Consider the following 12,194-nt stretch of genomic DNA (forward strand, 5'->3'; position numbering starts at 1 on the left):
AAAGACTGCCTAATAGTTTTAGGCAGTCTCTCTTCTATTTCTTTAAATCAATTACGATATCATCTAGAACAATATCTTTGCTCTTCGCTTCTTTTTTTGGTACTTCAATCTTCTTCTCGATTCCATTCACATACTCTACTCCACCATGATTTTCAGATGTATGCACTCGCAAGTGTACACGAGGTGTAACGATAAGCTTTGTTGCATTTTTATTTAACTTTTGGAATGTGGAACTCCAACTACTTTTGTGCGGTTCTGCTACTGTACTAGTTCCGCCATTTCCTTCACCAGCATATTTATTTCCTAAATCATCTTTTATTTCTAATTCTACATCAGCGCTATCCCATATACTTCTTAATACTTTAGATTCTTCCTGATTGAAAAAAACGATAAATGACATCGGAGTTACTTCCATTTTGTCTATATTTACTTTTATTAATTCATTTTCAGAAACCCCATTAACCTTTACTTCTTTACCCTCCATTGCTTTTAAACTAAGTGCGAAGTTCCAATTCCCCTTAATTGAATTACCTTTATAATCCAACTTAATCTCTTCCATATTCCACCAAACATTTGCAACATCTAACCTTTTACTACTATTACCACTCATTGTAGTCATACCTACGTACTTTTTCTCTCCAACTTTTGTTACTTTAGAGCTTCCTCCCCCTCCATTAAACCCCATCACCTGCGGATATCCAAATATATTTGGCTTCTCTCCTAAATCTTTATCACTCTCAATAGAATATGTGATTGTAATTGTTCTACCGTCGAACACAGCATCATTAATGGTAACCTTAACCCCATTACTCTCCCTCGTCATATTCAATTCAGTCGAAAACTCTTTATAATTTTCATATAACCCTGTTCTACCATTATCTAAAAATCGGAATATGTCACCTACTATTGGTAATCCTCCAGCGTATGTCGGAAATCCGATGCCAAGCATGGCAACCGATACGCCGACTAAAATAGATGCAGCAGCAACGCCTTTTTTCCAACTTTTCATCTTTTTCTTCGTACGCATCGATTGTTTTACATTGCGCTTTACTTTTTCTTTTTCAATTTCAGAAGCCTCAATTTCCTCAAGTTCTTTCTCATCTATATCAATATCATTTAATAGTTCATAAATGTCTTTCATATGACACTACCTCCAAAACTAATTTTCGTAGCATTTTGTTGTAGTTTCTTTTTTCCACGATACACACGATTATCTATCGCTGCCCGAGTTAACCCTAACTTGTCTCCTATTTCTTCTGTCTTCATACCAAGAAGATATTTCATAATGAACACCTTTTGATCTAACGGTTCTAATTGATTAATAAGCTTCAATAACTCTTCCCTATCTTCCATAACGATTAATTCATCTTCTGCTGACTTTTCCGTACTCATATGAAACTCATCCGAAATAATCTCTACTTTTTTAGTTGCCTTCCGGTAATAATCAATCGCCTTAAATTTCGCAATTGCCGCAATCCATTTTTTAAAATCATTTGGTTCTCCATGAAATTTATTTGCGTTATTCCATATGGAAAGAAATATATCGTTTACACATTCCTCTATGAGTCCATCATTTTGAACTGGAAGAAGAACTTTGTGGGTTATTCCTTTTATGAGCGGTAAGTATGTATCGACAACAAATTCTAGCGCATCTTCTTTTTGTCGCTGTAATCTTTTTATATAATTTTTCTCATTTGATTTCATGTAGCGATTCCCCTTATTTTTTTGTAAAAGCTTTTACACCCTATATAACGTCTAAAAAAATATTTTCTCTCATATTTTTATTATTTTTTATATGTAATGGAATACTTTCCCTTAGCCATTGTCTCACGTAACTATGCGTTCAAAGAAAATTTTCTCAAGTCTGCAATTTGATTCATGTAGTACACTATTTATATAGTCATTCTTTAACTTGGTGTACATTTTATTTCGTTAACCTACTATTTAAAATTAGGAGATGAGATGTGTATGTGTGGAATTACAGGTTGGGTAAATTGGACTAAGGATCTTTCTAATGAACATGTTATTTTAAAAAAGATGGCAAATCGTATTCAGCATCGTGGTCCGGATGCTGAAGGATTTTGGTTTTCACCTCGCGCGGCCTTTGCACACCGGCGTTTAATTGTAATTGATCCAGAAGGCGGAACACAACCGAAGACATTTCGTGCTGGTGATTATACGTATGCTCTTACTTATAATGGAGAAATTTATAATTTCCGTGAGCTGAGAGAACAACTTAGGAAATGTGGTCATACATTTGAAACGCATTCAGATACAGAAGTGTTACTACATGCTTATTTAGAATGGAAAGAAGACTGCGTACAACATTTAAACGGCATTTTCGCTTTCGCCTTATGGGATGATCAGAAGCAACAACTGTTTTTAGCACGTGATCATTTAGGCGTAAAACCACTCTTTTATATAGAAAGAAATGACAGTATTATTTTCGGATCTGAAATTAAAGCATTATTAGCTCATCCATCTGTCCCTGCTGAAATTGATACGGATGGCATAAATGAAATATTTGGATTAGGGTTATTTCGAACTCCAGGATGTGGCGTCTTTAAACATATTCAAGAAGTGCGTGCTGGACATTCTATAACGTTTACACGTGATAAAAAAGTAGTTACGAAGTATTGGAATTTAGAAAGTAAGGTCCATACAGATTCTATAGAAGATACATCATCACATATTTTATCTATTTTACAAGATACAGTAAAAAGACAATTAATTGCCGATGTTCCTCTCGTTTGCATGTTATCAGGAGGATTAGATTCTAGCGGTATTACTGCACTAGCAGGAAAAGAATTTGCTGCTGAAAATAAAACACTTCATACGTATTCCGTTGACTTTGTAAATAGCGCAAAAGATTTCGAGCTGACATTTGCTCGCACTGGTTTAGACGCTCCTTGGGTAAAACGCGTTTCTGAACATGTAGGGACATCTCATCATGATATTATTGTGAATGCTGAAGAATTAGCTAATCACTTATTCGTTCCCCTCCGTGCAAAAGATTTACCGAGTGCTGGTGAAATGGAAACTTCACTATATTTACTATTTTGCGAAATGAAAAAAGATGCGACCGTAGCTTTATCCGGAGAATCTGCTGATGAAGTATTCGGTGGATATCCTTGGTTTCATCAAGAAGAATTACTATATGTAGATAAATTTCCTTGGCTAACAAATTGGAAAAATACATCTCCTCTTCTACTACATGAAGTAAGTAACCAATGTAATCTAGAAAACTATATTGATACACGATTCCAAGAAGCGATACTTGAAGTACCTACTCTTGAAGGTGAAAGTAAAAAATCCGCGAAACAACGTCAAATGTTTTATTTATTTTTAACGAGATTTCTTCCGTTCTTACTTGACCGTAAAGACCGTATGAGTATGGCTGTAGGATTTGAAGTTCGTGTACCGTTTTGCGATTATCGATTAGTTGAATATTTATGGAACGTTCCTTTCAACATAAAAAGCATTGATAATATTGAAAAAGGCATTTTACGTAGAGCACTGAAACCTGCTTTACCTGACGATGTACGCAATAGAAGAAAAAGTGCGTATCCAACTTCACAAGACCCACATTATTTACAAACAATTCGTCATTTATCACTCGACATGTGCAGTAATAAAAACAATCCTATTTTCTCACTTATTAATCATTCCACATTACTTGCTATTGCCGATCAGAGTAATAAAGAAATTAACAATTTCGAAGCAAGAAGCGCTATGGAATACATGCTACAAGTAAATGAATGGTTAAAAACGTATCACATCCATATTGCTTAACAAAAAGGAGTTCAAGAATAAAAACCTTGAACTCCTTTTATATTAATTAGCACATCGTTTATTTTCAGTGTCAATGGACCATCCAATAATTGTGGCACAATCTCTACCTTTCCACTGCAATACATTTGTTAATACTGGCTCAATCTGTAAGCAACTTCCGTCGTGTAATATTTCTATTAAAGATTGGTCATCATCAAATCTTCGTTTATCACACTCTAAAATACCGTCCGTTGCCATTACGATGTGATTCATTCCTTTTTCTAATCCTCTTACACCTGACGTAAAGCAAGGTGTATTTGCTGCAAAAATATTTTTCCTACCAATATATTCGTAATTCTTCCGTTTATTTAATCGCCCTTTCCCATTCTTCGTTTTCTCAGAATGGAATAAATATGCGAAACAATTACCAACTGATAACCAATATAAAAATTCGCCTTTTCGCAAACATATTAAACATGCGAGTTCCTCATCATCTTGATCACATTTTTCAATAAACAGCTCATCTGTAAATAAAGCTAACAAATACATATGTGTATGATGAAAAGCTAAATGTATCGGGTAGGAAAATAACTCTTTTAGTTTCTCTTTTCTTTCCGAAATTGCTTCTACTATATAATCTATATTTTTTGTTTTGTGATGTGTATCAAAAATCATAACAAATTCAAATTGTAATTCAGGATCCCACCAAGCAAGCACCGCATCTCCTCGTTCATATGCATCACTCTCTTGATTTCCCCCATATACGCCGACTGAAAGAGGACCACATTTTTCAACATGTATTTCATCTACATACATCTGTTCATGACTCATCCATTTGAATGTATTCACAGCTATCATCCTCTCTCTTGCTAAATGTATACCTTTACACATAGATTACCTTATATTTCAATAAAAATAAACTTTTTCAACATTTTTTATCCAAATAAAAGGATTTTATTTCTACACTAACGAATATATCTTAATATACGATATAAAAACAGGAGGATTTATTATTATGAAAGACATCAATCAGCATTGGGAGAACATTTATTATCACTTACGATATGAATATGAAGACAATCTTTCTCACCAAGCTATTCGTATTTTACAAATCGTTTCTCGTGAGAAAGAAATAACAATTGGAAAAGTCGCTACTGAGCTTACTCTCTCTCATAACACAGCTTCTGAACACGTAAAGCGCCTTATTCAAAAAGGCTATATCATGAAAGAAAGAAACAAACAAGATGAAAGAGTTGTGAACCTTACTTTAACGAAAGAAGGCATTGAAGTATTAGAAAAGCATACTTTACTAGATAAAGAAAAGATAAAAATATTAGAATCGCAGTTATCGAAAGAAGAACAACAATTAATTGAAAAAGCTTTTTCATTATTAGCGAAGGAGGCAAAGTATGCATTTCCTCGTTAAAGTAATCGTTTCGGCACTTATTATCGGTGTTATTACTGAAGTCGCTAAACATTATAGTACGATTGGCGGGTTTATCGCTGCCCTTCCTCTCGTTAGTTTACTGAGCCTGTTTTGGATTTCTTTCGAAGGCGGGAACAAACAAGAATTAAGTCAATTTGCTTTAGGTGTATTATATGGATTTCCTGCATCCGCACTACTATTATTTATCGTTTATATCGGTTTAAAAAACTCATTTGCACTTAGTACATCTGTCCTATTCGGTATAGGTGTCTGGTGTATTGTTTTCGCTTGTCAAAAATTACTTCAATCTTAGTTAGGAGGGTTTACTATTTATAAATTTGTAGAGGTATTGGGGCAAACTATAGAAGTATATATGAAAGGAAGTAGTAAACAAACTGTAGTCATTCAAACCGGAATGGGTTGCTCATTTTATGATTGGCTTCCTATTATAGAAAAGCTTTCACAGCACTTTACAGTCGTTTCCTACCATCGCCCAGGTTACGGAAAAAGTGAACTAGGGAATTATTCACGTACTACGTTACAAGTAACAAAAGAACTTCATTTGTTGCTACAAAAATTGGATATTCACGAGCCAATCATTCTAATCGGTCATTCCTATGGAGGTTTATGTGCACAACATTTTGCGATGTTACATGAAGATAAGTTGCAAGCACTTATTTTAGTTGATTCTACATCCATGAACTTACACCGATTAGATGAACTTCATTTACCAATTTCTGATCAGACTGATTCGGATGATATGTGGCTTCAAAAATATAATACATACTCTAAAATGGATGTAGACATGCTTTCTAATGAACTAAAGCCAATACTCGCTAATCAATCAAGACAGTACATTGAATTTTCTACCTCTCCTACATTATATAAAGCGACAGCTTCTGAACTATCTACGTGGAAAAATTGTGCTCGCTCAATAAAAGAACTCTATAAAACATTAGAAGTACCTTTAATCGTTATCGGTAGAGACCCTCAATATTCTATTACTCAGTTGACTGAGGGCGGCATGCAAAAAGAGGAAGCGACACAACTTGAAGCAATGTGGCAAGAACTGATTCATGAACAATTACAACTCTCAATAAACAGCCAATATATACTTGCTGAACATGCTGGTCACGGAATAGAAAATGATCGACCAGATATTATTATTGAGGCTGTTCAATCTGTACGAATAAAAAAAGGAAGCAACTAAAGTTGCTTCCTTACTTATCTATTCATAATCTTCTTCATCATCGATTTCTTCGTAATACGCATTCCCATTACTTACATATATAGGACCATTCGCAACGTCAATACGTAATACCCATGCCCATGGCACAGCTAAACGCTTATGTATTGCTCGCCAAAAGCTCATTGATTTTCTTTCGTACTCCTGGAACTCCTGAAGTAACTCTTTGTAGGAGGAACCGTCTAACTGAATATTTGTTTCTAACAAACGAGAATGGGCATAGTACTGCAGCTCTAGCTCAGCAGCAATTTCCATTTCTTCTTCCGTTGCCATACCTATAATTGTTCCATCTGCTGGTGCAATTTCATATACGTTGTGAACTTCAATAAGCCCTTCTTTCTCTTTCTCAAACATGTAAACAGCCTCCTTTAACATATATTTTTTATGTTACAAAGTCATACTTCTACAATAACATCTCTCTTTCCTCTTTTTTTGATAAACTTTTACAAATTATTTATCTGATGACCCGTATTCTCTATCCTTTCGGCAGAAACTAAATCTTCATTATGAAAATTCAACTTAAATATATCGGGCATACGAATTGTTTTCCAAAATCGAAAATCATATTTTGAATCAAAATAATTCATGAGTAATACCATAATATTCCCATGAGTTCCTATTACAATATTCTTATCTTTATATTTTTTTAATATATTTTGCATACATATTACAGCACGCCTTTGCGCTACATCATTCGATTCTCCGCCTTCGTGTGCAAAATCCCAATCTTCCCACACCTTTTGGACTGCATCATTAAAATCTGTTACTGACTCTGAACTTAATAACCTTTCTCGTAAATCTTCTTCTATTTGTATCGATACATCATATGTATTCGCAATTCCTTGTACAGTTTGAATTGCTCTTTTGTACGGGCTAGAAATCACTACATCAATATGTCTATCTTTTAATAAGTGTGTTACATTCTCTGCATCCAATTGTCCTTTTTCAGATAAAGGTCGCTCCCGTTCTTCTTTTGTATAGGTAGAATGGGCATGGCGAACGAAATATATTGTTGTCATTTATTCATCTCCTTTTTCCGTTTCTACCCAAATTCAATACATTATCATCAAATCCCTTTACCTTTATAATAAGTGCTGTCAATTTTAAATGTTGATTTTCATATTAATAAAAGGGAAACACCCCATATGGTGTTTCCCTCATTTAAAATAGACTACATTCAATTAAATACTTTATCGATTTTATTTCGATCGTAATCTAATATCCAATCATTATATGTATGATACATATCCCTAATTGTATTAGGAGAGGTAGCTAATACATCACAACCTCTATCATCATAAATGTGAAATATAGTATTCTTGTTAACATTTATGAAATACACCCTATGAAAAATACTCGGTTTGATTCCCATATCTTGATTACAAATTGCTTTTAGCATAGGAATGTATTTCAAGTCTGAAACTTTACATTTCAAAGTAAATCTATGTGTTTTATACAATCCATCTTCATCATCTTCTGGAAAAACATAAGGGATTGTATTTTTCTGTAACTTAAACAAATCAGACTTCTCTTTTACATACCTAGAAAAGATATTCAATTTGTGTTTGAAAGTTTCACCGTCTGCATAGTCATTTACATCCACTACAATATACATATCATCTGTTTTGGAATGTAAAAACTGAAATAAAGTAATGGCTCTATTATAAACGCCTTCTAAATATGGGCAGTTTTCATAAATATTAGTGCAATCATAGTTCACACCTAATTTAAAGCGAATACCCATATCCCCAGTATAAAATAGAGGTGGTCTAAGTTCTAAATTTGGAAACGTTGCAAGCATATACTCCTTCAACCTCATCTCAACACCTACCTTTAACAGCATCTTGTTTACATAATAAAATTATTCTATTATAATTTATTTCTAAACTCCTCACTTGTTATAATATCTCGAATAAAATAGTCTACATTATTTCTCAACTTTTGATATGCAATTTGATCTTCTATACCGTTAAACATAATGACAGCTTCTACTTTATTCCCTTTCTTATCTGTAGTATACAAGCTTTTTGTCAATACGAATGCGGTAGAACCACCTTTTTGACCAGCATATTCGAACTTACTATTTTTAACTGTTCCTTTAAAAATGTTCTCGATCTCTTCTTGCATTGATTTTGGAAAATAATTTCTACTATTTATCTTTTCCATTATACTCATATAATCTTTAGCGTTCGCACCCACTAATCGATCTGACCAAATTCGCTGAAATTCCATATCTACTTTTAATGGAATATCCCGCTTTTTCCATTCTTTCTCATCTTTCATCCATTCCTGTATTTGTAACACATGTTTATTATATTCATCTTTTGACATGTCACGTAACGTTTTTAATGACTGATTTTCTGGCATATGAAGTTCTTTTTCTACGTATCCTCTCATATATAGTGCAGCGGTATAAGAAGTGAACTTATCATGACTAGTAAGCTCTAACTCTTTTATACTTTCATTTACTCTTTCTATTCCAAGCTTTTCTAACAAATATGTTGTATTTGCATTAGAACTATAATGAATCATTCCTTTAGCGACTTCTTCTAAAGCGATTTGTCCATTTTTCACTAATTCTCTCGCTTTGGCATCTTCTAACCAGTTAGGATGTGCTCCACCATCAGTATCTTTAACGTAATATTTTTCTAGCTCGTGCAATGAAATTTGTTCATCACGACTTATTTTTCCTTCTGACACTTGCTTAGCAAATTCAACTGCTATTACGATTTTTGCCATACTTGCTAATGGCAATTTTTTATTTTCATTTATAGAAGTTAATACTTCTCCATTTCTTTTAATAAGTAATGAACATGTTTCATCTTCTTTATGTTCTTTTATGTACTTTAATACGTAATCAGGATCTTCTTTTGACAAATAGTAATTCATAATAACGAAGAAAGCTATAACGGCTACTATAATGACTCCTGCAACAATTCCTATAATCTTTAATATGTTCACAATATGTCCCCTCTCATACATTCCCTTCTATATCATAATTATAACAAACCGAATTACAAAATTATACAAAACAGAGTAACTCTTCTTAAAAAGAAAGAGTTACTCTATTTCACATGATGTTATTTGTCCATTTAACGTAACGACTATATTTGATTCGTCACTTTTTTTAACACCTTTTAGTCGATTTGAGTTAGGAGGACCAATTACAACTGATTCCTTAATTGGCGAAAGGTCCTTCTCTAATTTTTCTGCACTTACACCATATGCAGCTTGAAATACTTCTGGCGGTGTTAATCTAAGTATGTCTGACCCTTCTGCTGTTTCAAACTGATCGTTATTGAAGAACAAATGCAATTGTACTTCTTCTGTTACTGCTGTGATCCAATGCCACCATCCCATTGGAATAAATACAGTTTGCCCCGCTTTCACATGATAATTTTGCAATTGATTCGTTTCGGGATTTAAGATAGATGTAACTGCTGCTCCTGATACAACAACATCCAATTCCCATGCATTCGGATGCCAATGTGGTTCTCGCATGTGCCCTTTTGTCATAAATAAATCAACAAACGCTCCACCTATCATTGCTGGTAACTGCGTGGACGTAACTTCATATGCAACGTTTTTCTCATCCCTTTTAAAAAAGACATTTTTTCTCGAATCAAAGAAAAGGTTTGGAGTTCCTGAGCTTTTCTTTAAATTTTTATTATCTGGAACATAGCCTGAACTACTCATTTTATCCCTCTTTTCCACTCCGAACATTTCTACTTTCACACTGTATCGTATGGAAAAAATGTATGAATGTGCCTAATCATTCACATAACAAAAAAACATGCCTTCATAAGGAGAGCATGTTTTGTGATATCCTTTACATTGTTTAGTTAAAAAATAAATGTTTACTTACCATGATGTAACATTAAATCACTAAGTTCTTCTTCAATGTGATTTAATTTCGCAACGCCTTCTTTCCATTTATGAATATAACGTGAAACCCCAACGAAAAATAAAACGATAATTGTGGAAAGAATAATACCATACACGATTGTTACAGTACTCATAGTTACACTTCCTTATAATTAGTAATGTGGTTATTAGTTATATTTTTATTATAAACCTTTTTCTTTTAAAATACTTCGATTTCAACTTTTTGTAACAAAATTGATTTTTCTAATAATAATATTACATAACATGATAATGCTAGAAGAAATCTCTTTCAGATTTCTTCTAGCGTTATCATTCAAAGAACTAAAACTCTCATTCATAATCCTTTTACTTTACACCCACTGAAACCGTTTCTGGCAATGTACTACCACCATCAATGACAATGTGTGTACCTGTTATGTAGCTTGATTCATCGGATGCTAAAAAACCTGCTAACTGACCTACTTCTTCAATTTTCCCTAAACGTCCTAAAGGAACACCTGAAGCAATTCCATCGATTACATTACTCGGCTCATTTGGATCAGATTCATTTGCTATTTGCTCTGCCATTGGTGTCATAATGTAACCTGGACAAATTGCATTTACGGTAATATGATGTTTTGCAACTTCTCGTGCTAACGCTTTTGTAAATCCCCAAATTGCTGCTTTCGTCGTTGCATATGCAGTTTCACCTTCATCAGCAACCAATGTTCCTGTTACAGAAGACATATTCACAATCTTTCCGTAATTTTTCTCAACCATATATGGCAATACCGCTTTAGAAAAATTCCATACCCCATTAATATTTACTTGAAATTGAAAATCACGCATTTCATCTGACATATCTAAAAAATTTGCAAGTCGAATAACACCGGTGTTATTTACTAACACATCAATCTTTCCGTACTTCTCATATGCATCTTTCGCTACTTCTTTTACAGCATCCATATCAGCTACATCGACTACATAACTTGCAGCATCTAACCCTTTACTTACAATATTTTTGGCTGTCTCATGAACTGTCTCTGAAATATCAACAAGTAATACTTTCGCCCCTAGCTCTGCAAATACATGAGCAATTCCAGCTCCGTTCCCCATCGCAGCTCCTGTAACAAAAGCAACCTTACCATCTAATTTCCCCATTTCATAACCCCCTTATAATATATAGAAAGCTTCTACACTTTTATCATACCAAATATTCCCTCTCATTCTTTACAAAGCTCCATTTGTTAAAAAACGTTCAAAAACAGGAAAATTTTTCACAAATTATACAAAACTTCACCATATGTACTATTACCATATGAGTTATATTATTAAATAGAATAAAGGGGATGATATACTATGACGACTTGGTTTATTGTTATGTTAGTTGTATTTGGGGCATTTAAAATTATCGTTTCGAGCCTTCCTAACACTGTTATTGAATCCATTATTAGCAAGTACGAAACACATCCAAAACTTGAAGAAGAGAATGCGACTGTTACAATCAATGGAAATAACGTAGAAGGCGAACAAAAATCCAAAATTATTCATGATTTTAACGAAGGTTTATTTTTAGATCGCTATTATGCACCGCCACATAATGAGGGTACTCCTTTAATTATTCATGCAAAACGTGGCAAAAAAGATTTTACATTTTATATTTATAGTCATGAAGAGCATGTTGATGTTGTAAAGCAATATAAAAAGAAGGTCGTTGCTTATAGTTTACGTTCTAAAAACCTTCAAAATAATGATATGCTCGTGTCAGCTGATTTAGCGTAATACTCATATATAAAAAGGAATCCATGGCATAATCCGTACCCTTTGTAAAGGACATTTTAAAAAAAGTTAGGCGGCATCAAGAAGATGATTTCTGTATTCAACAGG

15 protein-coding genes are annotated in these 12,194 nt (G+C 33.6%); 5 read left to right on the forward strand and 10 right to left on the reverse strand.

Translation table 11 applies throughout. The features are described from left to right. Positions 1-34: 34 nt before the first annotated feature. Positions 35-1,141, reverse strand: a complete 1,107-nt coding sequence (locus PDQ33_RS06950) for a DUF4179 domain-containing protein (RefSeq protein WP_071742626.1) — start codon at positions 1,139-1,141, stop codon at positions 35-37. Further along, positions 1,138-1,704: a sigma-70 family RNA polymerase sigma factor gene (locus PDQ33_RS06955; protein WP_000840044.1), complete on the reverse strand. Its 567-nt coding sequence runs from the start codon at positions 1,702-1,704 to the stop codon at positions 1,138-1,140. Before PDQ33_RS06955 ends, PDQ33_RS06950 begins: the two co-directional genes overlap by 4 nt. 264 nt (positions 1,705-1,968) lie before the next feature. Here PDQ33_RS06955 and asnB point away from each other — a divergent pair, with 264 nt between their 5' ends. Next, the gene (gene asnB / locus PDQ33_RS06960) at positions 1,969-3,792 is read left to right on the forward strand and encodes an asparagine synthase (glutamine-hydrolyzing) (RefSeq protein WP_071742628.1); all 1,824 of its coding nucleotides are present in this window, start codon (positions 1,969-1,971) and stop codon (positions 3,790-3,792) included. Between the two features lie 42 nt (positions 3,793-3,834). Here the strand turns inward: asnB and PDQ33_RS06965 are convergent, their stop codons facing one another. After that, the gene (locus tag PDQ33_RS06965; protein ID WP_002163702.1) at positions 3,835-4,662 is read right to left on the reverse strand and encodes a protein phosphatase 2C domain-containing protein; all 828 of its coding nucleotides are present in this window, start codon (positions 4,660-4,662) and stop codon (positions 3,835-3,837) included. Positions 4,663-4,786: 124 nt separating this feature from the next. Between PDQ33_RS06965 and PDQ33_RS06970 the strand changes: the two genes are divergently transcribed. Genes PDQ33_RS06970 through PDQ33_RS06980 form a run of 3 tightly spaced genes read left to right on the forward strand, consistent with a single transcriptional unit; the run spans position 4,787 to position 6,407 of the window. After that, entirely contained in the window at positions 4,787-5,197 is a 411-nt protein-coding gene (locus tag PDQ33_RS06970; protein WP_000651919.1) for a MarR family winged helix-turn-helix transcriptional regulator, read from the forward strand. After that, positions 5,181-5,510, forward strand: coding sequence for a DUF3147 family protein (locus tag PDQ33_RS06975; RefSeq protein ID WP_000545637.1), 330 nt, complete (start codon positions 5,181-5,183; stop codon positions 5,508-5,510). Before PDQ33_RS06970 ends, PDQ33_RS06975 begins: the two co-directional genes overlap by 17 nt. A gap of 60 nt (positions 5,511-5,570) precedes the next feature. Beyond that, a complete protein-coding gene (locus tag PDQ33_RS06980; RefSeq protein WP_411266976.1) occupies positions 5,571-6,407 on the forward strand; it encodes an alpha/beta hydrolase in 837 nt (278 codons plus the stop codon). An 18-nt stretch (positions 6,408-6,425) separates the two neighbouring features. On the opposite strand, the gene PDQ33_RS06985 is transcribed toward PDQ33_RS06980, so the two are convergent. The 7 genes from PDQ33_RS06985 to ucpA form a co-directional block, all read right to left on the reverse strand. After that, on the reverse strand, positions 6,426-6,797 hold the full coding sequence (locus PDQ33_RS06985) for a hypothetical protein (RefSeq protein WP_000461770.1): 372 nt from the start codon (positions 6,795-6,797) through the stop codon (positions 6,426-6,428). Between the two features lie 89 nt (positions 6,798-6,886). Continuing rightward, complete coding sequence (locus PDQ33_RS06990) at positions 6,887-7,462, reverse strand: histidine phosphatase family protein (RefSeq protein ID WP_000208295.1); 576 nt, start codon at positions 7,460-7,462, stop codon at positions 6,887-6,889. Between the two features lie 158 nt (positions 7,463-7,620). Further along, complete coding sequence (locus tag PDQ33_RS06995; RefSeq protein ID WP_270755193.1) at positions 7,621-8,262, reverse strand: DUF3885 domain-containing protein; 642 nt, start codon at positions 8,260-8,262, stop codon at positions 7,621-7,623. A gap of 50 nt (positions 8,263-8,312) precedes the next feature. Then, positions 8,313-9,404: a serine hydrolase gene (locus PDQ33_RS07000; protein ID WP_061131102.1), complete on the reverse strand. Its 1,092-nt coding sequence runs from the start codon at positions 9,402-9,404 to the stop codon at positions 8,313-8,315. Between the two features lie 99 nt (positions 9,405-9,503). Next, complete coding sequence (locus PDQ33_RS07005; RefSeq protein WP_076868801.1) at positions 9,504-10,139, reverse strand: cupin domain-containing protein; 636 nt, start codon at positions 10,137-10,139, stop codon at positions 9,504-9,506. Between the two features lie 161 nt (positions 10,140-10,300). Further along, positions 10,301-10,462: a hypothetical protein gene (locus PDQ33_RS07010; RefSeq protein WP_000109006.1), complete on the reverse strand. Its 162-nt coding sequence runs from the start codon at positions 10,460-10,462 to the stop codon at positions 10,301-10,303. A gap of 211 nt (positions 10,463-10,673) precedes the next feature. Beyond that, on the reverse strand, positions 10,674-11,468 hold the full coding sequence (ucpA, locus tag PDQ33_RS07015; RefSeq protein WP_270755197.1) for an SDR family oxidoreductase UcpA: 795 nt from the start codon (positions 11,466-11,468) through the stop codon (positions 10,674-10,676). A gap of 198 nt (positions 11,469-11,666) precedes the next feature. Here ucpA and PDQ33_RS07020 point away from each other — a divergent pair, with 198 nt between their 5' ends. Further along, positions 11,667-12,089, forward strand: a complete 423-nt coding sequence (locus PDQ33_RS07020; RefSeq protein ID WP_071742633.1) for a YfmQ family protein — start codon at positions 11,667-11,669, stop codon at positions 12,087-12,089. The last annotated feature ends 105 nt before the right edge of the window (positions 12,090-12,194 follow it).

The organism is Bacillus cereus group sp. Bc031 (assembly GCF_027716265.1).
GTDB classification, from domain to species: Bacteria; Bacillota; Bacilli; order Bacillales; family Bacillaceae_G; genus Bacillus_A; species Bacillus_A paranthracis.

Excerpts from the sequence above, each read along its gene's own strand:
- PDQ33_RS06980 (WP_411266976.1), top strand. The coding sequence starts at position 5,571 with ATGAAAGGAAGTAGTAAACAAACTGTAGTCATTCAAACCGGAATGGGT.
- PDQ33_RS06990 (WP_000208295.1), bottom strand. The coding sequence starts at position 7,462 with ATGACAACAATATATTTCGTTCGCCATGCCCATTCTACCTATACAAAA.
- PDQ33_RS06955 (WP_000840044.1), bottom strand. The coding sequence starts at position 1,704 with ATGAAATCAAATGAGAAAAATTATATAAAAAGATTACAGCGACAAAAA.
- PDQ33_RS06995 (WP_270755193.1), bottom strand. The coding sequence starts at position 8,262 with ATGAGGTTGAAGGAGTATATGCTTGCAACGTTTCCAAATTTAGAACTT.
- PDQ33_RS06975 (WP_000545637.1), top strand. The coding sequence starts at position 5,181 with ATGCATTTCCTCGTTAAAGTAATCGTTTCGGCACTTATTATCGGTGTT.
- PDQ33_RS06970 (WP_000651919.1), top strand. The coding sequence starts at position 4,787 with ATGAAAGACATCAATCAGCATTGGGAGAACATTTATTATCACTTACGA.
- PDQ33_RS06965 (WP_002163702.1), bottom strand. The coding sequence starts at position 4,662 with ATGTGTAAAGGTATACATTTAGCAAGAGAGAGGATGATAGCTGTGAAT.
- ucpA (WP_270755197.1), bottom strand. The coding sequence starts at position 11,468 with ATGGGGAAATTAGATGGTAAGGTTGCTTTTGTTACAGGAGCTGCGATG.
- PDQ33_RS07005 (WP_076868801.1), bottom strand. The coding sequence starts at position 10,139 with ATGAGTAGTTCAGGCTATGTTCCAGATAATAAAAATTTAAAGAAAAGC.
- PDQ33_RS07020 (WP_071742633.1), top strand. The coding sequence starts at position 11,667 with ATGACGACTTGGTTTATTGTTATGTTAGTTGTATTTGGGGCATTTAAA.
- PDQ33_RS06985 (WP_000461770.1), bottom strand. The coding sequence starts at position 6,797 with ATGTTTGAGAAAGAGAAAGAAGGGCTTATTGAAGTTCACAACGTATAT.
- asnB (WP_071742628.1), top strand. The coding sequence starts at position 1,969 with ATGTGTGGAATTACAGGTTGGGTAAATTGGACTAAGGATCTTTCTAAT.
- PDQ33_RS07010 (WP_000109006.1), bottom strand. The coding sequence starts at position 10,462 with ATGAGTACTGTAACAATCGTGTATGGTATTATTCTTTCCACAATTATC.
- PDQ33_RS06950 (WP_071742626.1), bottom strand. The coding sequence starts at position 1,141 with ATGAAAGACATTTATGAACTATTAAATGATATTGATATAGATGAGAAA.